Here is a 21,528-nt window from a genome sequence, read left to right on the forward strand (position 1 = left end):
GTTTTATATTGATGATCTTTTTCGTTTTTTGTTCCAAAATAACTTTAAGAATTTGAAACTGATCATCTGTTAACTTTTCGAATTGTGCTGCAACTTTAAAGGGGAAAGAAGAGTTTTCAGGCAGTGTTAGAAAACCGCCTGATAATCCTTCTCAGGAGTTGCTTTTTGACAAAAGACCTTTAGTTCCACCTGTCGGCAGTCAGTCCAACAATCAATTCTTTTGCTAACCTTGCAGCTTCCATAGCATCAGTTGCAGTTCCGTCTGCTCCGATATCTTCTGCAAAAGCCTGAGTAACAGGTGCTCCACCGATCAGGATCTTTACTTTGTCCCTGATACCCTGGTCCTTGATGTGTTTGACCGTTTCTTCCATGTTGTCCATTGTTGATGTCATCAGTGTGCTCAAAGAGATAACATCTGCCTGATGTTCAATGGCTGCCTCTACGAAATCGTTTATTTCTACATCCTTTCCAAGATCAACAGCTTCGAACCCGTTTGCAGTCATCATGGTCTTTACGAGGTTCTTGCCGATGTCATGAACATCTCCTTCTACTGATCCGATAATGACAACTGCTGATTTTTCCCCGTCTTCCTTTTTGAGATGAGGGGTAAGGATGTTCATTCCACCATACATTGCATTTGATGCCATCATGAGCTGAGGCATGTATGCTTCCTTTTTGTCGTATTTTTCTCCCATGATCTCCATACCTTTTGCCAGTCCGTCAATGACTGCGAGATAGGGATCGATACCCAATTCCAGTGCTTTTTCTGCAAAGGATATTGCGTCATCTTTTTTGCCATTTACAACTGCATCTGTAAGATTACTGATTACCTCATTTTGTTCCATAGTATGCCTCCTTCGTACTGGTGGTCAGGGAAGGGTGTATATGTCCGTAAATATCATCCATGACCGCCAGAGATCCGTAGTGTCAATAGAATGATCATTTGATCAGTGTTATTGACTAATAATCAGTATTCGATTTGAGATACTTATAACGATTTCTTACAAAAAATCGCCATCAGTAGTATTATCGATAGCATATATTCCATTCAAATTGTAGTTCTCAAATACCCAATGTTCAGGAACTATGATGTGCTGAAAAAAAAAGGCAGGATCAAAAATAATGACGTTGATAATATCAAAAGCAAAGTTTTGATCACGGCTGGAAAATGAATAGGGTTTTGCCAAATCCTTTTCTGAATGTGACTTATGTCAGCTTTTGAAAAATTAAATTAAATTAAATTAAATTAAATTAAATTAAATGGAATTAAATTAAACACTGGGTATCCCAACCTGCTTATTTGACCTTTTCTGCAATTTCCATATAATATGTGAAAAGTTCTTTTCCCCATGAAAGTGCACTTTCTTCGAAACTCAGTAACTTCTTATGGTCAAATACACCTTCAGTATTGAAAAATGCTATCAATAAAAGATCATCTGTGATCGAGAGTGCACCAAGTTTTGCTGCATCATCCTCAACAACATACAAACTTGATTTCTTTGACCCCATCATTGCATTGTACTGATCTTCATACTCCTCTTTTAGCCTTGTGTAGACTGATTTTGTCAGAATAAGGGTGAAGTTTGTTTCTTTTCTGCCCAGTTCCGCATAATTGTAAGGACATGAAGGACAGAAATATGAATAAAAGGTTGATACGTTTTCCGCCTTTTTGAGACTTTGAAGCAATTGTTTTGGTGGTTCGAACAAGTGGCTAAGGTCCGGTTCGTGGATAAGCACTTCTCCCAGATCTCCAATATTATCAAGAGCTGACTCTGGAAGTCCACTTAGATCTCTGCTTTGCCAATATTCTTTATTCCCTTCCAGTACATCGAGTGTTTTAATTAAAGGAGCTATTTTTTTAAGGACAATTTGTCCAATGTATGTCAGTTTGTAATCATCACCTTTCTGTTCGATAACACCCTGCTCGAGGAGGATCTTTACCTGAGCCATTATTGCGCTGGTGCTACCTTCAAGTGATTCTTTTATCCGATCTATTGTGGTCGGCCCACTCATTAACATAAGAAGGATCTTTTTTCTTTTTTCGGATAAAAAGACTGTACTTACTAATTCAGATGTCATGGAAACTCCCTTATTTTTATTAATTTGATTGTTGAGTTATATAGCTTTGTGCTTTGGCAGCCTTATGTTAATTGTTGTTCCACGTCCTTCTTCACTTTCAACCTGAATATCTCCATTATGGGTATCGATTATATTTTTGCAAAGATAAAACGTTGATTTCAACTCTTCGTAATCTTTACTTAATACAGAAGACTCCACGTCCTGTATCTGGTAAAATCTGACGAAAAGGTTTGATACAAGTGATTTCGGAATTCCTAAACCATTATCCTTCAGTTCAAAATTAACTATATCGTCCTCTTCAGACACTCTAATATCAATGTTTCCGTTTTCAGGGATAAACTGTATGAGACTTTCAATAATTCTCGTCAGTACCTCTGTAATTTTATCTTTATCGACCGTTATGTTGGTAACATCATCAGGTACTTTTTTCGTTAATGTTATGTTCTTTTCATCGGTTCTTAAAATAACATTCAATATAGCATTATCAATAATTGAACGAACATTTACCTGAGATGGAGCGTAGTTCTTCGTTCCAAACTCTTCCATGTCCATATATAATAATGAATAAACTATACCGTTTAATTTTTCACAACTTCTTATTGCGATATCCACAGCTTTGTTCTGTTGTTTGTTCAGTGAACGGAGCGTTTCTTTTTCAACAAAGTTACCTTCACATATTAAAGTCGATAAATCTTCCTTGCTATCAATGAACTCTTTTTTGATACTGTTAATTGATCTCAGGTCATTATTTGCTTTTTCAAAATCTTTAGAGAACAACTTCAAAGCATCTCTCAGTTCTTTGCGAAGAATGACCTTCCACATATCTTCGAACAACAGTCCTAATTGCTTAACATCGAAGTCAGCATAATCTGTTCTTTTGTTCCCAACGCCTACTAGTGCCACAATCTTACTCCCATCATATATTGGAATATCCATGTGGCGGACAAGCTCTACATGACCATCAGGGTATCCTTTTTTTGCTGAACCTGAAAAATGCTCGTTGGTAATTACAGGTTTTCTTTCCCTTATGGCTTCCCCGAATGATCCTGTTCCTTCAACAGAAAAAAGTTGCTTTTTTGTTTCAACATTACAGCTCATCCCTGCTGTTTCAAACTAAGAATGCACCGTGAGGGCATCTTCAGACTGGTTCACCAAAGCAAAGTAACCAACTTCACTTCCTGTCAGTTTGAGACCTTCTTCAAGTACGAATTCAATTATGCTCTTTACTGACTGGGAACTCATCTGATTAAGCTTAAGCAGCGTTTCCAGACGTGCTTCATTGATCTGTAAGGCTTCCTCTGCCTTTTTATTTTCCGTAATATCAAAAATGATTCCCTGTATGTGATCTATATCTCCAATCTCATTTCGTCTTATCAATGATCGCTCATCGACCCAGCGTATTTCTCCAAACTTAGTTATGATCCTGTATTGACGCGTAAACCCAACAAGTTTGTCCTTTTTAGCATATTCCAAAAATTTCTCTTTTAAGTTATCGATGTCATCAGGATGGACTATATCTGTATATTTCAATTTTCCATCCTTGAATTCATCCATGTCATAACCAAACTGGAGTATGTTCTCTGATACAAAATCAACAGTCCAGTCCTCGTCAATCTTCCACAGGAAAATGACTGCCTGACTGCTATTTATGATCGTTTCAATGTCTTCACTGCTAATCATTCAAGACTCATTTCCTTTATTGTTGAGAAAATATAGATCTGTAAGTATCTTTATTTGTGAGTTTGTATTGCTTATTATCTTAACGATTGTTCAGGAACAAAAAGGAAATATCCACGATTTATCCCCATCTTAAATGTGATTGTTTAAGTTTCAATGTGTATGCATGAAAGATAAAATTCGAATATCAGAACGTAACTATCGGTAACTACGCCGACACAACATGTAATGATGTTATACATACCCTATTGTCAGTATCAGCAATGGCTCTTCATTGACTGGCAGATCAAGGATGGAAGCAACCTCCCCGTCATCAAATGCACCCACGGCACACGTCCCGATACCAAGTGATACTCCCTGCAGATAGATATTCTCAGCAGCACAGCCCACTTCGATATGTGCATATCTGATCCCACGGTTTCCATACTTTACCGTCGTGCGTGAATAATCCGCTGCGATCACAACAACTGCAGCAGCATCCCTGATCTGTGGCTGTAACAACGAGACCTTGCACAGCTCGTCCCTCCTGTCACCATCAAAAACGCGTAACATTGAATGCCTGGATGACACATATCTGTAAACACCAGCAGCAACCCCATCTACATTACCCACAACCAGATACACCTCGAGCGGATAAAGGGCACCAGCTGAAGGTGCTGTCCTGAAGAAACTATCCCGCGTTATTCCCTGTACAGCCCAAAGAAGTTGGGACACGTCAGAAAGTGCTAGCGACCTGCCGGAATAGGAACGAACGGACTGCCTTTCTGCAAGGGCCTATTCGATGGAAGTACTGCTTTCAAGGATCGGTTTAGGAAGTTCGATCTCAAGTATCTGGGATGCAGGATATGTTCCTGGATCAAACTGATCATTTCGGTCTTTTTCTGTATTCCCACTCATCAAAATAGTAGATTGGTTGGCGACATCTATAAATCTTACTCACAGCAAAGTATTTGCAATGTCTGATGCATATCCGCTTCCAGTCGATGAACTCAAAAAAAAGCTATTAGAGCCTGCAATAGACATAAGGTACCTGCTCACAAGAGGCTATGTGAGAAAGACTGCAATTACTTTTGTAAGCAACCATTACCAACTGACAGAACATGAAAGGCATGTACTCGCAAGACTGGTGTTCTCACCAGAAACTGCAGAAAGCCGCATGAAAAAGAAACTCAAATGTTCCCAACTAGAAGGTTGCGATGTCCTTATTGATGGTTACAATGTCATAATAACCATAGAAAGCTCACTGAAAAATGAAACCATATGGTATGCAGATGATAGTTTCCTGCGCGATACCAGTGGAATATTCAGGAACCACAGGGTCACAGACACAACCTACATGGCAGTTGATGAGATGTTATCAACACTCTCAACTTTGAAATTAAGATCTGCTACCATCCTTCTTGATTCCCAGATGAGCAACAGTGGAAAACTTGCACAGTTCATCCGGGAAAGAGCCGAAAGTAACAATTTCAAAGCCGATTCAAAGACCTCAAAACATGTTGATTTCGACCTCAAGAAAGCGGGAACAAGTGCAGTGATAGCAACTGCTGATGGTATTATAGTTGATGATGTGGAGAAGGTGGTTGATGTGACGGAATGCTGGATGAAGCAGAATGGGAAGATATATGAAGCGTTCAGCCTCAAATCTCATTTGAAAGGAAAATGAAACTCCGGATCCAGGCTATTTCATGAAGGTATATGCGGATCATCAAAAATGATCGCACCATTGGGAAGAAGGAAAGACTCCCGCATTGTAGTTATGCTATCTTTATCCCCATCACTTTCCCGAACATCCATCTTTTCCGAAGTATTTTCGCCAATAAGAGAAACGATGAGTGTAGATTTCCCAACCCCTGGTGAACCAAGAAGTAACACAGTATCGCCCGGGTTAATGTAAGAGAAGATCACAGAAGAATAATCTTGTGAAAGAGCACTGACAGCAATAACAGGCACATCTCCTGTAACAGACTGTATTTTTTCCACCATTTGAGATGGATCATCTGCAAGATCGATCTTATTAAGCAGGACCACTGGTTTCGCACCAGATGAATGCGCAATGGCAAGATAGCGTTTAAGCCTTCGTAAATTAAGATTATTTTCGATCGAAATTACAATAAATATAGTATCAATATTTACAGCGATCAGTTGTTCCTCACGACCATCCCCTGAAGCTCCTCTTAATAGACAGGTGCTTCTGGGCAAGACATCCACAATAACATGTGAACCTGATCCCGATTGATCTGAGAGAACGACGAAGTCTCCAACTACTGGTTGTTTACTAGTTTTAAGAAGTGAGACATCAGTTTCTGCATTTAGAATATCATCTGAAAAAAGAATATCGCAGGCTGATCTGTGTCGAGCTACCACTCTTCCAGCTAAGTATGGACCTGAATAGGTAGAAAAAGCCGATTCCAGCTCCTTATTCCAACCCGGAAGGGTATTTGTGCAGGAATGACCAGAGGTATCTGGCTCATATTGGTCATTCATGAGTAGAAATTATCTGGTTCAACAGAGATAAGTTCTTTGGTACCCTTAAAAAATATGAAGCTTGAGATTTACATAAGATTCCTGTCGGAATAGAGAGGCTTAAATTAAAGTTAAGGTTTTTCAATCGCTTCCAGAACCAGAATCTCACATCTCCGTGTGCGAAGAACTCATATAAAAAGCAGCATTATTTCCAGAGCATGCAGTACCAGAACAAAGAATTTGAAGAGGAAACCTTTAAGGATATCGACCTCAGGGACGCATCTTTCAAAAATTCAAAGTTTATTGGTTGTGTTTTTGAAAACTGCAATTTATCAAACGTCGATCTGGAAAATACAAAATTGCAAGGGGTCATATTCAGGAACTGCAAAATTCTGGGACTGGATTTTTCAAAATGTAATGATTTCATACTCACTTTTGGATTTGAAGACTCTTTTCTTTCACTGTCGATCTTTTCCGATCTGAATTTGGAAAATACGGATTTTATCAATTGTCAGGTACATGATTGTGATTTTCTAAATACCAATCTTGCAAAAGCGAATTTTGAAAATTCCGATCTTAAGAAAAGTCTCATTCAGAATGCGAACCTGAGCTTTACGTCGTTCAGGAATGCAAAAAACTATGATATAGACCCAAATAACAATTTCCTGAAAAAGACTAAATTTTCTATCCCGGAAGTGATCTCCCTGTTAAATATCTATGACATTGAGCTGGAATGAAAAACTGTTAAACCGGAGCTTAACAGCTTTTCGTGTTAATCAATAATTCCTTGTAGTCCAATCTTTTGATCGATCTCACTTTGTGAGACATAGCAATATTGCCAGGTCCTCATCCGCCTGAAGAGAATGGGGTGCATTTGCTGGCATAAAAATGAAGGTCCCTTCTTTCATCTCTATGTCATTATCGAACAGCCTGAAAATACCTTTTCCTTTCAAGACCTGAACAACTCCTGTTTTCGTAGAAGTATGCTCGTCAATGTTCGTACCGGCAGCAAGGCACATCAGTGTATAGTTATAGTCTTCAGCTTTTGCCAGAACGGTACTGAAAATTCCCTCTGAAGGGAATTGCATCAAATCACTAAGATCTTTTGAGAATCCTTTATCCATATCTAACACCTCTATTCAACAAACACAGTACTAAGAAATTAATAAATTATCAGGAGGAAAGAAATTACCAATTAATTAGAGACCCCGGTATTTTGATAATTATCCCCATCAATATTATATTTGTATATAGCAACTTATATGTTTGTATAATTTTTAAGCTCTGTAGAAATCCTTATCATCAAATTCAACTAAGATGCTGCAATTTTAATAATAGGCCTATTATGTAAAGCCCGAAACATCAACAACAACTTCACCACTATCATTGGTTAGTGTATAAGTAACCGTATTTCCCCAACGGGATTCAGTATCAAAACCTACTGTATGATTTTCAGATTTGAAACAATAATCCCATTCGGGTTTAATAAGTTCATAACCCAACTTTGGTGGTGTATTCCATTCCAGAGATTGTCTGCCTACCCTGATGTGTTCACCTGCTTCGAGCCTGAAAGTTTTGTTTACATATATCCTACCATCAGGTCGCGTTATCTAAATAGATGCATTGTGTGGATATTCGTCTTCGTTAACGATTGTTAAATTGGTTCACTTGGTCCAGCAAGCAACCATGGGATTGCATACAATACGATGAATATAAACACTGCTGCAATTGCGAATAGAGTAATCCGATTTGGCATTTGATTATTTGTCATGAATGCTTCACCTGTAGAAAATTATCGCAAATATTAGCAATACTGCAATCGTTACTAGAACAATTCTCTTTGCTACTTGTTTACTTATCATCCATACCACCTTTAAACAAAGTTGATTTTTCAATAGTTCCTGAAAATATACATTGGTAATTCGTGAGTACAATCACTTTTGGATTTTAAGTACGAATAAAAGTCCCATTATAAGTGAAAAGATTGTAAAACCTGGCGTATTAGGAGTATCAATGTCCTCTTCGATGAGATCTTCACATGGTGCTTCATCTAGTACGGGCATCTCCTCAAATTCGAATTTCACAGGTATATCATCGATACCATTCTCAACAGCTTTCTTGTCAATTACCCCATAAATTTCATCCATCAAAGACTCATTGACCTCAGAACCTTCCAGGAATGTGACTGATATATAGCCATCATAACCCTGTCCATAAGAGATAACAGGACCATACGGATGCATGTATTTCTGCATGTCACCCATTATATTCCTCATACTTTCAAGTTTATCAAGCCAGCTTCGCCTTTCATCTTCTGTATAGAACTCCCTTCCCTCTCCGTAAAAGGTCATAACTTTAGAACTGCTAACCTGTCTTTCAATGTCGTCGATCGCTGATCTTGCAAGAATACGCACCCTATCGGAGTCACCATCCAGAGCTTTTGTGAGTGGTTCAATTGCTCTTTTGTCATCGAGCTTACCAAGTGCCATTGCAGCATTTGATTTTACATTCTCATCTTCGTCGTTGAGTAGTTCAATTACGGGCTCAACTGCCCTCGAATCACCTGTTCTACCCAGAGCTCTGGCAGCATATGCCCGCACGTGTGGATCTTCATCCCCTAAAGCATCGATAAGGGGTTCAACTGCTGGTTCACCTATTTCTCCTAGAGCTGTAGCGGCATCTACACCGTCTACGCCTCCAAGCATCTCGATCAGTGGACCTACTGCCCTCTCATCTCCTATTGTTTCAAGAACACGCATTCCATTCGAATGGACAGCCCAATTTACATCAGGATCATTTATGGCTTCAACCAGTGGCTCCACTGCTTGGTCCCCGATATCACAAAGAGCAAATTCTGCAGCACGCTGGACATCGTTATCATCGTCACCCAGCAAATTAATGAGAGGTTGTACTGCTCTTTCATCTCCTATTTTTCCAAGAGCAGCTGCTGAATTCTCCCGAATTTTAGGCTTTTCGTCATTTAGTGCCTGGATCAGAGGATCTACTGCAGGCCCTCCTATCTCAACAAGACTTTTCACAGCATCAACTCTGACAAATACGGTCGAATGTCCCGTATTCTGTATCAATGATTCGATCATCGCTTCATCTATAGTATTTTCATCAGAACAAATACACGTAGAAGTTGTGCAAAGTATCAAAAAAATAGATGATGCTAGTACATACATAAATTTTATATTCATAGTTAAAAAATGTGAGTGGTTATATTAAAAAGTAACTGATGTGTTGAAGGTGATCCATATTTAGATAGTTAACAAAAATCTCTGGCACAAGTTCTATCCGAAATTTTGCAATGATATTTTGTAGAAAATTGTATTTTCGGACATATGAAAATAATAAATAGCGAGAATAAAAAGAGTTACGCATTTTAAGCGAAGAAATAAATTTATGCTCTCAAAAAACACAAAATGAAGAAGAAGATAAAGAAAGAGAAAAAGAAAGAGATCGATATAAAATATCAATCCGATCCAAGATCAAGATACCATATATTCATGCTTTCGATGTTGCCTGAAATATTGGTATTGTTCACAAGTCTTCCGCAATACTCATATCCGCATTTTGCAAACACGATGTTCATTCCGTAAGAGCTTGACCTTGCAATGGTAAATGCGGTCCTGATTTCCATTACTTTCATCTCTTCTGCCATTCTCATAAGCAGATGTGAGGATAGGCCTTTTCCACGGAAATCGGCCAATGTCGCAAAATCGGTCATTTCAACGGCTGAATTATCAAAGTCTATTTCAGCAGAGGAAAGTGCAACTGCTCTTTCGTCCCTGAAAACACCGAAATATACAACGTTATCTTCCATTGTCTTTAACAGGTATTCCGGATCATGTATAGGGAAAGGATAGGTATCAAACGTCTTCTGGTAAACTTCAGCTATCTGTTCAATATCCTGCTTCCCGCATTTCCTTATAGAATATCCTCGTGGAAGAGTGGAATTCAGATATTTTTCTTTTGAAAAGGCTGTATCTATGACATCCTCATGCATTTTATTCAGGGAGTTGATGCTTCTCTTGTCATCAAGGAACTTGCTCATGATAACTGCATTTTCCCCTTCATAATATCGCGGGATAGATGCTTCACACTGATAGTCACGATCACTAAAAAGCTCCCTGAAAGACCTCGGAACCTTTGTGAATATCTTGGAATAGCCTTCCCTTTCTGCAAGGGCATCCATTTCATCCAGAAGTGAAGGCATGTCTGTCGGATCCAGTTTCATAAGATAGATCCGGTCGTTATAACTGCCGTGCTGGATGATCGAATTGCCTATTTTTCCAATGGAATCCATTAAGCCCTTCTCTCCATCCTTGCATTATCTTCAGGAACAAGACTGGTGGTGTCGTCATGATCTGCAAGCAGTTTGGCAATTCCGACTCCTTTGTATTCAGTAGCATCATCAAGCTTAAGCTGGAGATAGCAGTCATCACACTTGCGGTCACAATACACCTGTTTGTATGACTCCGGTTCTTTATAGGTTGTAATCACACCTTCATAATTACGGAGGATAACGCGATTCGTTGACCATGAAATGATATAATTCGGCATGACCGGTATCTTCCCCCCTCCATGAGGAGCATCAATGACATAAGTAGGAACTGCAAACCCACTCGTATGACCGATCAGGTTCTCCATGATCTCAATTCCCTTTCCTATAGGTGTCCTGAAATGTGATAGTCCTTCGGAAAGGTCACATTGGTACAGGTAGTACGGACGGACACGATTCTGGACCAGCTTATGGACCAGCTTCTTTATGATCCTCTGGCAGTCATTCACGCCTGCAAGCAATACTGTCTGGTTTCCAAGAGGAATGCCTGCGTCTGCAAGCTTTTGAAGTGCCCGCCTGGAAGAGGCTGTTACCTCACGTGGGTGGTTGAAATGTGTGTTCAACCAGACAGGATGATGCTTTTTAAGTACATCTACAAGTTCATCTGTGATACGATATGGAAGTACTACAGGCATCCTGCTGCCTATACGGATCACTTCTACATGAGGAATGCTACTGATCTCAGTAAGGATCCAGTCTAAGTAATCATCAGACAACATCAAAGGATCACCACCAGAAAGTAATACATCTCTTATTTGTGGAGTGTTCCTGATGTATTCGATACCTTTGAGTACCTTATCTTTTCCGGGGATACAATCAATGTCACCAACCTTTCTTTTACGTGTGCAATGGCGGCAATACATCGAACATACATTGCTTATGTGGAAAAGTACCCTGTCAGGATATCTGTGGGTTATGCCCTCAACGGGGCTATCCGTATCTTCTGAAAGAGGGTCCTCAAGTTCCTCATCTGATACACTTAATTCTTCGGGTGAAGGGAAAGCCTGGAGAAAAATAGGGTCGTTTCTGAAATCATCAGAGTCGATCAGTGATAAGTAATAAGGAGTGATAGACAAAGGGAACTTTTCAAGGGTTTCTTCAAGTTTTGCTTTTTCAGAAGGTTCAAAACTTATTCCGAGAAGTTTCTCGAAAGTTTCAATATCCTGAATAGAATGTTTTAACTGCCAATTCCAATCTTTCCATTTGTCCAGAAAGTCATCAGAATCGATCATTGTTGCTATTTCTTTTTGTTGCTTACTGTATTTTTCCATCAAATACCACGACTAAGGTTTCGGCTTCAAAACAGCATCTATAATTTGACATCCAAAATTGGCATAAAAAAGCATATTGGATCTTAAATAACAGATACTTTAGTCACGCTTTCGTTGACTGTCGCCTATAAAATAAAATACACCTACTCTATATTGGTTGTACAGGCTATAACTTGAAGATGACCACTAATATATCTTTCCCCATAATAAAATAACATCAAAACTTTTCAGATGGATTTCCTGAGAAGGATGCGTGTTGTATTGGATATTAGAATGATCCTGACTGTTGGAGATAACTCTATTATAGGGAATTAATAGCTTGAATTTTCCAATATACTTTTAAGATTTTCTCCTTCTTCTTTCATATGTGTTCTGAGGGAATCAATTCTTTTTTTTGCAATTTTCGAGAACAACCATCCAAATCGAAAAGAAAGAGTAGCAGTGAACAAGCATCTATTGTCACCAAGAGGTTCTATGTAAAATGCTCCACCTGGAGAGATAATGGAATGTGGGAATACTAGTTTGTATTCAATCAATTCACCTTTTTTGGATCTGGTTATTTCAAAGCTTAATTTTTCCAGTTTACCGTTGAGATATTCCTCAGCATAAAGAGTCGAACCTTTTTCAAAATCCTTCCCCCGAATCCATTTCGCAATTATATGGTCCTGATGCCATGAAGTGTAATTTTCACAAAAATGAGTGAACCACTCAAAAATAACTTCAGGTGGTTGGTTTATTGTTACGGAATCTTTTAACGTGAGCACATTTTACACCCCAATATTCCCTTGCAAATATAGCTAACTAATAAATTAGTAAATTAATAAAGAATGTTTGTTTTTATCCCAAAAATAAGTTTGCTCATATCAGATATAAAATAATAAAATTTTTTTGATATATTGATAAAAATACAAAATTGATTTATGATAATAGCCTAATAAAAATATAGGTACTTAATTTAGCAATCAAAGTGAGAATAGAGGGGAATCTTGCAAATGGGGAAGTTTGGGGAGCAATTTAATGAAAGTCAGAGCACATGATAAAACGGTTGGGATTTTAGGGGGCGTAGGATCTGAATCAACTGCACGTTTTTTCTTAAAGGTTATCAAAAATACTCCCGCTAAAAATGATCAGGACCATTTGAGGATCTTCATCGATAATAATCCAAATATACCAGACCGTACACTGGCAATACTTGGACTGGGCATAAGCCCCGTAGAGGAAGCAAAAAGATCTATCCAGACTCTGGAAAATGCCGGTGCAGAGTTAATTGCAATACCATGCAATACTATGCATTACTTTTATCCTGAACTACAAAGCAGTACAGAGATCCCAATAATAAATATGATCTCAGAAACTGCATCCTACATCCACAAAGAATTTTCGGATATCAAGAAAATTGGGCTATTGGCCACTACCGGTACACTAATGACCAGACTATATCATGATGCGATTTGGGGAATAAAAATAATAACGCCAGATGAAGAGTTACAGGAAAAGGTCATGAATTCAATTTATGGACAAGAAGGGATAAAGGCAGGATACACAGATGGAAGTGCACGGGAAGATATTTTAGAAGTAATTGAAGTACTCATTAAAGAGGGTGCAGAAGCCATAATACTTGGTTGTACTGAACTTACCTTACTTTCGATTAAAGAGGAAGTACCTGTTCCATTGATCGATCCTTCGCAGGTCTTAGCAGAAGTTGTGGTCAAAAAGGCAAGGTTACAGATATGAAGTGAAGCCTCCAAGATAATGAAAAGTATCAGTGCTATGTATTCTGTCCTTGGACCTGAAGAGAATTGAGATCTTGTTAACCAAAAAGGTATATACGATTATAATTCATTAAAATTAATAATAGTATGTTTGAAAATAAAGACGCGCTGGAAAATAAAGTAGTAGTGATCGGGAAGTATATTTCCAGATCAGACAATTACATTACCAGAGAAGGCTATTTTGCTAAAAAGGGGGACAAGCTCGTAATCTCTCCTTACGAGCTTAGCTGCTATGCACCTCAGGTCATAGAGGGAGGCAGAAATGAAAAAGCCGGATATGATTGGCGTTTCTTTGATGATGAACAAGATGGACACTTACAAAACATTACTCTCATTTATGATGACTTCCAGGACTCTCTTCGTGTCTATAATTGTAAAAAACTAAAGAGGATATTTGGAGAACTTTCCGGATATTGTTTAGTGGACAATAGCTTTGTTGGAACCGATGCTGTATGCCTGCTAGAGGAATACGGAGGGCGTCCCATTCAAAAAGACGATTTCTGTATTTCATGCCATCCTCTTACTGATGAAGAGATAGAAAAATTCGAGGATTCTGTAGAGAAATACATTAACCACTATTATGATACTAAGTTCTGTAACTATAATGATGAAGAAGACTCTCGATTGAAGCGTTTTTTGAGTGCAATAAAAGGACTTATATGCTCATTTAAGAAACAGAATTAAAAGGGATAGTGAACGTAAAGGTACTACCCCTACCTTTTTCACTATCAACCCATATGTTTCCCCCATGCAGCTCAACATACTGCCTGGCCAAAGCTAATCCGAGACCTGTGCCCCCATATTGCTTTGAGGTTGAAGAATCAACCTGTTTGAAGGTCTCAAATATCTCATCGTGTTTATTTTTCGGAATGCCTATACCGTTATCCGATACAGAGATCTCAAGCATGTTATCAAGATCAGTAGCAGTTACCTATACACACCCATTTTCAGGTGTGAACTTCACGGAATTGCTTAATAGATTGTACAATATTTGTTTCATCCTTAATCTGTCAGCATACACTTCTATACTTTCAGAACTAAAATGACTATATATTTCAATGTTCTTTTTGCTTGCCAGATGCTGTACTATACCTTCTACTTCAGAAAAGAAAGCATGTAAACCGAATTTTTCATATTCAAGTTCAATTTTACCGCTTTCTACCTTAGAAATATCAAGAATGTCATTAATCAGTTCCAGCAGGTGATTCCCTGCATTCATGATATTGTATGAATATTTAATTTCATTTTCGTTCAGGTTTTCATAAGGATTGCTATTTAGCAACTGTGAGAAGCCGATGATAGAATTGAGGGGAGTTCGTAATTCATGACTCATGTTTGCGAGGAATTCAGATTTTATCTGGCTGGCTTCTTGGGCTTTATTCTTTTCAAGTATTGCAGTTTGGATTCTCTTACGTTCCGTAATATCCCTGCCAACGGAAATAATATAGGGAAGACCATTAGACGTAAACAAACTGCTACTTACTTCCGTAGGAATTCTTGAACCATCCTTGTGAATAGCTTCTATCTCTAATAATGAAGATTTTCCCTGAGGTCGAAAAATTTCATCTTTAATTTCTATAGATCTAGAATTAGGATCATATAGTTCCTGAACATGCATCTGCATTAACTCGTCTTTGGTGTAACCCAGTTTATTGATAAGAGCATTATTTGCATTTACGATGGAACCGCCTTTCCTATAAACGACGATCGAATCATTTGAGCTATCAAAAATATTTTGAAAATTTGTATTAGCTTCAACGAGGCTTATAGATTCTCTTTTTACTTCAGCATATAGATGATATGAGAAAATAAAAAGAGAAAACAATAAAAATACAGACGTTAAAAAAATTTCATCCAGATCACTGTGTACATTGACATGCACATAATGAAGTATTCCTTCAAATAAATCAAAATTTATAGACAAAATTCCCACGAAGATAGTTAAAACTGCAATAGTTGAAAGTTCACGACGAATTGTCCTTGAGTATGTAAACTCATTCATTAAATGCCCCCATTTACAAAACTAGAAAATATCGTTCAGACCGATATTAGCAATGTAAATTAATTAGCCCCATCAGAAATAGTACATTTATTATATTTATATTTATATGATAAGATGATTCGTCTTGTAATTTTGTAAAGATGAATAATTATATAATATTTCAAATTTTCAGAAGAGATGTTGCCGAAACTATTCATTGCTTATACGGATAAAGTTTGGTAAGAAAACAGAAAATAAAAAGTCAAAAACGACGAAAATGAAAATAAAGAATCTTTAAGCTACTTATTTTTACTTCCTCCAGAAAGCCGGCGTCAGTATCACCATCACTGTAAACACCTCAAGTCTTCCGATCCACATATTAGCAGTTAGTATCAGCTTGCCAAGGTCTGGAATGGCATCAAAGCTGGCCATCGGACCTACAAGGCCGAGACCGGGACCGACATTTCCAAGGGTTGCAATGGAAGCACTCAGGGAAGTAACAAAGTCCATTCCCATTAGTGAGAGCATGGTCGAGCTGGCAACGAAGATCATGAAGTAAATTACCATGAAGGATACGATTGAATGAATAACATCCTCAGGAACTGTCTTGCCGTTAAAGCGGACATGTCTGATAGCTTTTGGGTGAAGCACCTTGAAAAGTACATTCTGTGCATATTTTAGCAGAAGAAGTACACGCACTACTTTCACACCGCCTGATGTAGAACCGGCACAGCCTCCGATGAACATCAGCAGGAAGAGGATGAACCTTGAGGAGTCCGGCCAGAGATTGAAATCCGCTGTAGCATAACCTGTAGTTGTAAGGATGGAAATGACCTGAAAACTGCTGTACCTGAAAGCATCAGAAAGTGAATAGACCCGGGTGCTGAAGAGCATATAAGCAAGAACAAGGGTTGCTATAGCAATTATAGCGAAGTAGAACTTGAATTCCTGATCTTTTATCAGACTCGTTCTATCAGAAAATATCGTTTTGTAGTGAAGGGCAAAGTTTGCTCCCCCAAGGAACATGAAAACTATGAAAATTGCTTCGACCACGGGATCATTAAAAGCTGCTATACTGTCTGAATACGGGGAAAAGCCGGAACATGATATGGATGTGAATGTGTGGGTTATGGAATCATAAAAGGACAAACCAGCAAGATCCAGGACGATGACTTCTGCAATTGACAGTGAAATGTAAACGAGCCACAGTATTTTGGCGGTTTCCCTGATCCTCGGACGAAGTTGTTCTTCCTGAAGACCCGGAACCTCTGCACGGAACATCTGACGGCCTGCAATGCCGAGCTTTGGCAGGATAGCAATGAACAACATGATAATACCCATGCCTCCAAGCCATTGTGTCATACCTCTCCAGAAGAGCAGGCTTTTGCTATGGCTCTCAATATCGACAAGTGCAGTTGCTCCGGTAGCAGTGACACCGGACATGGATTCAAATAAGGCATTGACCGGAGGTACACCCTCGAGCATGTAAGGAAGAGAATAGACCACTGCTGCAATAAGCCAGCCTGATGCTACAATGAAAAAGCCTTCCTTCATATTCCATTCTTCTTCCACTTTTGCGAAAAACAATGAAAAAACAAAAGCAATAAGCATCGTGATTATCAAAGGTAAGCCAAAAGTTAAAAGTGGTTCATCATAATAAAGAGCCACAAACAATGGAATGAACATAAATACGGCAAGCAGCCAGAGGATAGAACCCAGTACACCCAGAACTACATTATATCTCAAGCCGATCACACCACATTATATTATCATATTAACATCTTCGTTTTTGCCATATGAAGGACATATGGATATTCGATCTCTTTACAAAAACCCGGAAATTCAGTTCCTATTTTGTAAAACATTCCTCATGTAGATATCCATCCAATTTATTTAGGTGTTCTGTGCAGGTTCTTTAGAGAAAGAACATGTGGCATTTTGAACTCAGTTGATCAGGGAGGTAAAAGTGCATGGTTATAACCAAATTATTATTGAATAAATAATTGGACAGGGTACAAAAGTATCATTTATCTACAACAACCTGTTGTTCAATATCTGAATAGATCTTGATAAATTCGGTCATTAGTGTTACGATCATAGAAGAATAGTACAACCACAAAAAAATCGCAAGGAAGGCACCAATTTGCGTATAGACCGTTGTTAAATTGCTATACGAAAGATAGAAGCTAAAAAGATATTTGCCAATGGTAATGAAAAAAACAGTAAGAAATGAACCTATGGCAATATACTTGATGTCTATCTTCTTTTCAGGAAGTGTCTTGTAGAGATAGATAAAAAGGACTGTAAGTACGAACACGTTTGCAATAGAAGAAGCATATTGGATAATATCAAGAGAAAATGGAATAATATTCGTAAGTATTTTTGAGATCACTACTAAAAAGATCTCGGCAAGAATGCTCATGATCAGCAACAAGCTAAATATAAAAACCGCAACAAATGAAGAAATACGTTTTTTAAAAATTCTTCGAACAAATCCTTTTTTATATTCTAAAACTCCCCACATCTTATTGATCGTTTTCTGGAAATGCAAAAAGATGTTGCCAGCACTCCAAAGAAAAAGTAAGAAACTTACCAACAATCCAAAAGTAAGGGAACTTGTTTCCGGTAATTGCTGGAAAAGAAGGTTCAATGAGTTTATGATCTCTTCATCTGCAAAAGGCGAAATGTACTCGATAATTGTTGCCTGAAGTCGTTCCACTTTCAGGAACATTCCACCAATGGATAATGAAAACAAAAGTAAGGAAGGAAGACTGAGTATTAAATAAAATGAGAGAGCTGCACTGAAAGATAGCCCGTCATCAGAGTTCCACTTTTTAATAGTTTGTACAACCACACCCCTCAACTTTTCCATAAAAAGTAATTAACGTATAGCTACAATTAGTTTATGACACCAAAGATCCAGATACAGATGAATATAAAGGCCATGAAACTGACAAAAAACAGTAGCATGTCCAAACACAATCAAAAGAACTATTCATGATTAAATTCTAATTGCTTCTAATGGACAAACGACCGGAAGAAATCCTGCTGGAGCCGTGGGCAAATATCGGATTTGAGCATCCGGACTCGGAGATCGTTGAGATCTACCAATTAGAACAACATCTCGGCACTGTTCCGCAGGTAGCAGAAGATATCCGCAACCTGATAACCCGACTGGAGATCTGCCATTTCAAATTTGAACGCCATGTCCTTCGAATAATTGGATCCATCGGCAGGATGGAACTCGATCTTGATCCGGAGTCTATCGGCAGTGCTCACCCGAAATGCGGAGAAAATGCCTGGCAAGCCGACAGGACCGGCAGAAGTCGGAAAGGACAGGAGTATATCTGGGTACTTCAGAAATGGGTTCGAGGAGAACAGTCAACAGAAGAAGATCACAGAAGCATTCCCGAAAAACTGTTCGAGGAAGTGTATAACTCACTTGGGGAGAGAGACAAACACAAAGAGGCACTCGTTTCAGCACTGCTGGACAGGCTACTGTGGAATTTCGAGACAGAAAGAAACACATTGATCGAAGAGTTCGAAACCCTCATTTACCAGATCGATCGCACCGATATCTGCCATTATGCATTCCCCGAAAATATCAAAAAGACGATCGAAGCCATAGGAGAATTAAGCCCATCACCGGATTTCGAGGGCTGTGGTTCCTCTAATGAAGATCATCAAAAGATAGCCTTGAGTTATTTCATGGACCTGACTGCGTGGTTGCAGGGTGAGATAAATGAAAATGGGAGGACGTTGGGTGAGAGAACACTTCTGAAGAGATGGCTTGTCGCATGTCTGGCAAAGACGATAAAAGAACTTGTGGGGCTTGAAAAAAGTATGCCGGAACTCAGTGATTCCGGGAATCTTAGCAACTAAACAGAATGCTAGATATTTGAACTTCAGACTTTCCTGCCAACAGCAAGAACATACCCCACATGCTCCGATGTAGCTTTTTTCCTCATCAGGATCCTTTTGCCCTTAATGAGCTGCCTGAACCTGTTCCTTATCTTCTTGCTTGATATGCTGTATCTGGTCATTCCTATCATCAGGCTTATGAACAAACGGGTAAATTCCCCGAATCCACCCATTGTTCTTATCACCAATTTAAATTCCTTCAAACTCACAGAGATCTTATTTTTGTACACCTGAACATCGCTCAATCCCGCCTTTTCAAGCCACTGTTTCCACTCCTCAGGAGAAGGAAGTGAAAAAGGTAACTGAGTTATCTCAGCAAAGATGCGTTCAGCTTCCATGATCTCTTCTGCTACGGATGGAGGGAGATCCGCATCCCTGTACATCTCATTGACCCCCACCATGCCTCCGGGTTTCAACACGCGTACGAATTCCCTGAATGCCCTGTTCTTATCAAGGAACTGTGACACGAACTCGGTGATCACCACATCAAAGGTATCAGGCTCAAAGGGCAGGTCGTAGGCATCACCCATGCGAAACTCCACCCCCTCACCAAGACCTAATGCCTCTGCCCGCTCCTTTGCCTTCCTGATGGAAACCTCCGCAATATCGACACCAACAACAGAACAGCCAAAACATTGAGCCACAAAACATGCACTAAATCCTGTGCCACATCCAACCATCAAAACCTTGCTGTCCTTGTTGATCTGGCACAGTTCAGCCAACCGTTCTGTCGATGTTAAGCCACCCACATGAAAGTATGGCACCCCAAGGTAACTCATGAAATCATAGTAACCCAGATCCTCGATCTCTTTCATTGAAAAGCTGTTTTCTTGCATAATGGATCACTTTAATAGTCAAAATAAATAGATTGTTTGTTATGCATTAATGGTCGGTACTAGCACATCATTAATTTAGAATCATCATATTGATTCAATCTAACTGATACTCTTGTGCTTCTTTACCCAGGAAATATCCCAGAACAGTCCTGATACCTACGACTGCACCTAAAAGTATAAGTTCTTCAGTTGTTGGAGCTAACACCGTCTCAAGAATATCGGCTGCTATGTAAAATTCTAGTCCGAATATTATTTTATTAGTTAGGTCTCTTCGGATCCCATTATATTCATATGGTTTCTTAAAGATCTCAAGCATGATCACTTTATAAATTGATCTCAAGCCACCATACGTTATTAAAATACTTCCTACGATCGTGAATAAGCTTGCGATTATCCTTAAGATAAACTCTACGATTGTATATGTATCCACATAATCCCTCTAATAAGAATTACTTTAAAAGTAAATAAAGAGTAGTAATTATGCCTTTAATGAAGTGATCTAAATTAAAAAAGAAACGAGGAAAACTTACTTCCCTTAACGATCTGAACCAGCCTAATTGGCATAAGAATTAGAACTATCAATTTACCAAATCGTTCCTCTAATTAAAGAATGATATAAAAGTACCATATCCCTAAAAATTGAATTAATGCAAAAAAGGTATTGGAAAAAGCAAGTAACAGCTTAAATCTGCTTCTTTTTTAAGTGATCAATTCGATCATATATATGGTGGATCAATTCTTCAAACTTATTGATCTCTAAGAGATAGTTCTCATACGTTTGGAGTTTTATTTTTTGCTCTTCAGTATTGGCATGTTCTCCATACTCTTCTATAAGAGGAGTTATCTTTTCTTTTGCAATGTCTAATTCAGTTTCAAAACCATTCCTGATCTGTATAGCAAAGGCATCCAACAGATTCTTTTCCATATGCAGATATGTCTTGCGGGATCCGGGTTTGTGTATCCGCTTTATACCCCAGAAATGTTCAATATTCTTTATCTTAAGGCTGATAGAAGCAAGGCTATATCCGGTCCTCTGTGCCAGTTCCTCCATACTTATCTCATTGGGTTCAAAGTTAAGTATCGATAGGATCTGTGCAGTGGAATCATCAACTCCATAGCCTCTAAAGATCTCATGACCAATGTCAATTATCTTTTCTTCAATGTCAGTCATTTTTCTCAC

The 21,528-nt window shown here is 38.6% G+C and carries 23 protein-coding genes and 1 pseudogene; 5 read left to right on the forward strand and 19 right to left on the reverse strand.

The window, feature by feature from the left end; translation table 11 throughout:
• Nucleotides 1-179 precede the first annotated feature (179 nt).
• The 6 genes and pseudogenes from J7W08_RS04590 to J7W08_RS12210 form a co-directional block, all read right to left on the reverse strand.
• Nucleotides 180-845: a cobalamin B12-binding domain-containing protein gene (locus J7W08_RS04590; RefSeq protein ID WP_233085459.1), complete on the reverse strand. Its 666-nt coding sequence runs from the start codon at nucleotides 843-845 to the stop codon at nucleotides 180-182.
• Between the two features lie 451 nt (nucleotides 846-1,296).
• Entirely contained in the window at nucleotides 1,297-2,079 is a 783-nt protein-coding gene (locus J7W08_RS04595) for a helix-turn-helix transcriptional regulator (protein ID WP_233085460.1), read from the reverse strand.
• Nucleotides 2,080-2,115: 36 nt separating this feature from the next.
• Nucleotides 2,116-3,177: a sensor histidine kinase gene (locus J7W08_RS04600; protein ID WP_233085461.1), complete on the reverse strand. Its 1,062-nt coding sequence runs from the start codon at nucleotides 3,175-3,177 to the stop codon at nucleotides 2,116-2,118.
• A 15-nt stretch (nucleotides 3,178-3,192) separates the two neighbouring features.
• Nucleotides 3,193-3,759, reverse strand: a complete 567-nt coding sequence (locus J7W08_RS04605) for a PAS domain-containing protein (protein ID WP_233085462.1) — start codon at nucleotides 3,757-3,759, stop codon at nucleotides 3,193-3,195.
• A 231-nt stretch (nucleotides 3,760-3,990) separates the two neighbouring features.
• Nucleotides 3,991-4,512: pseudogene (locus J7W08_RS04610) on the reverse strand (SagB/ThcOx family dehydrogenase); the annotation flags it as partial.
• A gap of 18 nt (nucleotides 4,513-4,530) precedes the next feature.
• Entirely contained in the window at nucleotides 4,531-4,653 is a 123-nt protein-coding gene (locus tag J7W08_RS12210) for a hypothetical protein (protein WP_259370122.1), read from the reverse strand.
• Between the two features lie 58 nt (nucleotides 4,654-4,711).
• On the opposite strand from J7W08_RS12210, the gene J7W08_RS04615 reads away from it, so the two are divergent.
• On the forward strand, nucleotides 4,712-5,422 hold the full coding sequence (locus J7W08_RS04615) for a DUF434 domain-containing protein (RefSeq protein ID WP_233085464.1): 711 nt from the start codon (nucleotides 4,712-4,714) through the stop codon (nucleotides 5,420-5,422).
• Nucleotides 5,423-5,442: 20 nt separating this feature from the next.
• On the opposite strand, the gene rsgA is transcribed toward J7W08_RS04615, so the two are convergent.
• The gene (gene rsgA, locus J7W08_RS04620; protein WP_233085465.1) at nucleotides 5,443-6,243 is read right to left on the reverse strand and encodes a GTPase RsgA; all 801 of its coding nucleotides are present in this window, start codon (nucleotides 6,241-6,243) and stop codon (nucleotides 5,443-5,445) included.
• A gap of 197 nt (nucleotides 6,244-6,440) precedes the next feature.
• Between rsgA and J7W08_RS04625 the strand changes: the two genes are divergently transcribed.
• Nucleotides 6,441-6,959 (forward strand): pentapeptide repeat-containing protein, encoded by a 519-nt coding sequence (locus J7W08_RS04625; protein ID WP_233085466.1) that lies wholly within the window; start codon nucleotides 6,441-6,443, stop codon nucleotides 6,957-6,959.
• A gap of 75 nt (nucleotides 6,960-7,034) precedes the next feature.
• On the opposite strand, the gene J7W08_RS04630 is transcribed toward J7W08_RS04625, so the two are convergent.
• The 5 genes from J7W08_RS04630 to J7W08_RS04650 form a co-directional block, all read right to left on the reverse strand.
• A complete protein-coding gene (locus J7W08_RS04630; RefSeq protein WP_233085467.1) occupies nucleotides 7,035-7,346 on the reverse strand; it encodes a cupin domain-containing protein in 312 nt (103 codons plus the stop codon).
• An 810-nt stretch (nucleotides 7,347-8,156) separates the two neighbouring features.
• Entirely contained in the window at nucleotides 8,157-9,320 is a 1,164-nt protein-coding gene (locus J7W08_RS04635) for a HEAT repeat domain-containing protein (RefSeq protein WP_233085468.1), read from the reverse strand.
• Between the two features lie 377 nt (nucleotides 9,321-9,697).
• Nucleotides 9,698-10,531 (reverse strand): putative beta-lysine N-acetyltransferase, encoded by an 834-nt coding sequence (gene ablB, locus J7W08_RS04640; protein WP_233085469.1) that lies wholly within the window; start codon nucleotides 10,529-10,531, stop codon nucleotides 9,698-9,700.
• On the reverse strand, nucleotides 10,531-11,838 hold the full coding sequence (gene kamA, locus J7W08_RS04645; RefSeq protein WP_233085470.1) for a lysine 2,3-aminomutase: 1,308 nt from the start codon (nucleotides 11,836-11,838) through the stop codon (nucleotides 10,531-10,533). Before kamA ends, ablB begins: the two co-directional genes overlap by 1 nt.
• A 311-nt stretch (nucleotides 11,839-12,149) precedes the next feature.
• Nucleotides 12,150-12,602, reverse strand: a complete 453-nt coding sequence (locus tag J7W08_RS04650) for an SRPBCC family protein (protein WP_233085471.1) — start codon at nucleotides 12,600-12,602, stop codon at nucleotides 12,150-12,152.
• Between the two features lie 253 nt (nucleotides 12,603-12,855).
• Between J7W08_RS04650 and cuyB the strand changes: the two genes are divergently transcribed.
• On the forward strand, nucleotides 12,856-13,572 hold the full coding sequence (cuyB, locus tag J7W08_RS04655) for a cysteate racemase (RefSeq protein ID WP_233085472.1): 717 nt from the start codon (nucleotides 12,856-12,858) through the stop codon (nucleotides 13,570-13,572).
• A gap of 125 nt (nucleotides 13,573-13,697) precedes the next feature.
• Nucleotides 13,698-14,294, forward strand: a complete 597-nt coding sequence (locus J7W08_RS04660; protein ID WP_233085473.1) for a hypothetical protein — start codon at nucleotides 13,698-13,700, stop codon at nucleotides 14,292-14,294.
• On the opposite strand, the gene J7W08_RS04665 is transcribed toward J7W08_RS04660, so the two are convergent.
• The 4 genes from J7W08_RS04665 to J7W08_RS04680 all read right to left on the reverse strand — a co-directional run bounded on the left by J7W08_RS04665 (nucleotide 14,278) and on the right by J7W08_RS04680 (nucleotide 18,463).
• The gene (locus J7W08_RS04665) at nucleotides 14,278-14,517 is read right to left on the reverse strand and encodes an ATP-binding protein (protein ID WP_233085474.1); all 240 of its coding nucleotides are present in this window, start codon (nucleotides 14,515-14,517) and stop codon (nucleotides 14,278-14,280) included. The genes J7W08_RS04660 and J7W08_RS04665 overlap by 17 nt on opposite strands.
• Nucleotides 14,518-14,541: 24 nt before the next feature.
• Nucleotides 14,542-15,612, reverse strand: a complete 1,071-nt coding sequence (locus J7W08_RS04670; protein ID WP_233085475.1) for a sensor histidine kinase — start codon at nucleotides 15,610-15,612, stop codon at nucleotides 14,542-14,544.
• Nucleotides 15,613-15,900: 288 nt separating this feature from the next.
• Nucleotides 15,901-17,337, reverse strand: coding sequence for a TrkH family potassium uptake protein (locus J7W08_RS04675; protein ID WP_233085476.1), 1,437 nt, complete (start codon nucleotides 17,335-17,337; stop codon nucleotides 15,901-15,903).
• A gap of 277 nt (nucleotides 17,338-17,614) precedes the next feature.
• Nucleotides 17,615-18,463: a YihY/virulence factor BrkB family protein gene (locus J7W08_RS04680; protein WP_233085477.1), complete on the reverse strand. Its 849-nt coding sequence runs from the start codon at nucleotides 18,461-18,463 to the stop codon at nucleotides 17,615-17,617.
• Nucleotides 18,464-18,612: 149 nt separating this feature from the next.
• Between J7W08_RS04680 and J7W08_RS04685 the strand changes: the two genes are divergently transcribed.
• Nucleotides 18,613-19,473, forward strand: coding sequence for a hypothetical protein (locus J7W08_RS04685; protein ID WP_233085478.1), 861 nt, complete (start codon nucleotides 18,613-18,615; stop codon nucleotides 19,471-19,473).
• A 23-nt stretch (nucleotides 19,474-19,496) separates the two neighbouring features.
• Here J7W08_RS04685 and J7W08_RS04690 read toward each other — a convergent pair whose 3' ends face one another.
• From J7W08_RS04690 to J7W08_RS04700, 3 genes are all read right to left on the reverse strand, one after another.
• Nucleotides 19,497-20,348 (reverse strand): class I SAM-dependent methyltransferase, encoded by an 852-nt coding sequence (locus J7W08_RS04690; protein ID WP_233085479.1) that lies wholly within the window; start codon nucleotides 20,346-20,348, stop codon nucleotides 19,497-19,499.
• A gap of 94 nt (nucleotides 20,349-20,442) precedes the next feature.
• Nucleotides 20,443-20,778, reverse strand: a complete 336-nt coding sequence (locus J7W08_RS04695; protein WP_233085480.1) for a DUF1622 domain-containing protein — start codon at nucleotides 20,776-20,778, stop codon at nucleotides 20,443-20,445.
• A 252-nt stretch (nucleotides 20,779-21,030) separates the two neighbouring features.
• Nucleotides 21,031-21,519 (reverse strand): GbsR/MarR family transcriptional regulator, encoded by a 489-nt coding sequence (locus tag J7W08_RS04700; RefSeq protein WP_233085481.1) that lies wholly within the window; start codon nucleotides 21,517-21,519, stop codon nucleotides 21,031-21,033.
• Nucleotides 21,520-21,528 lie beyond the last annotated feature (9 nt).

Origin of the sequence: Methanococcoides orientis, assembly GCF_021184045.1 — an archaeon.
In the GTDB taxonomy this organism is placed as follows: domain Archaea; phylum Halobacteriota; class Methanosarcinia; order Methanosarcinales; family Methanosarcinaceae; genus Methanococcoides; species Methanococcoides orientis.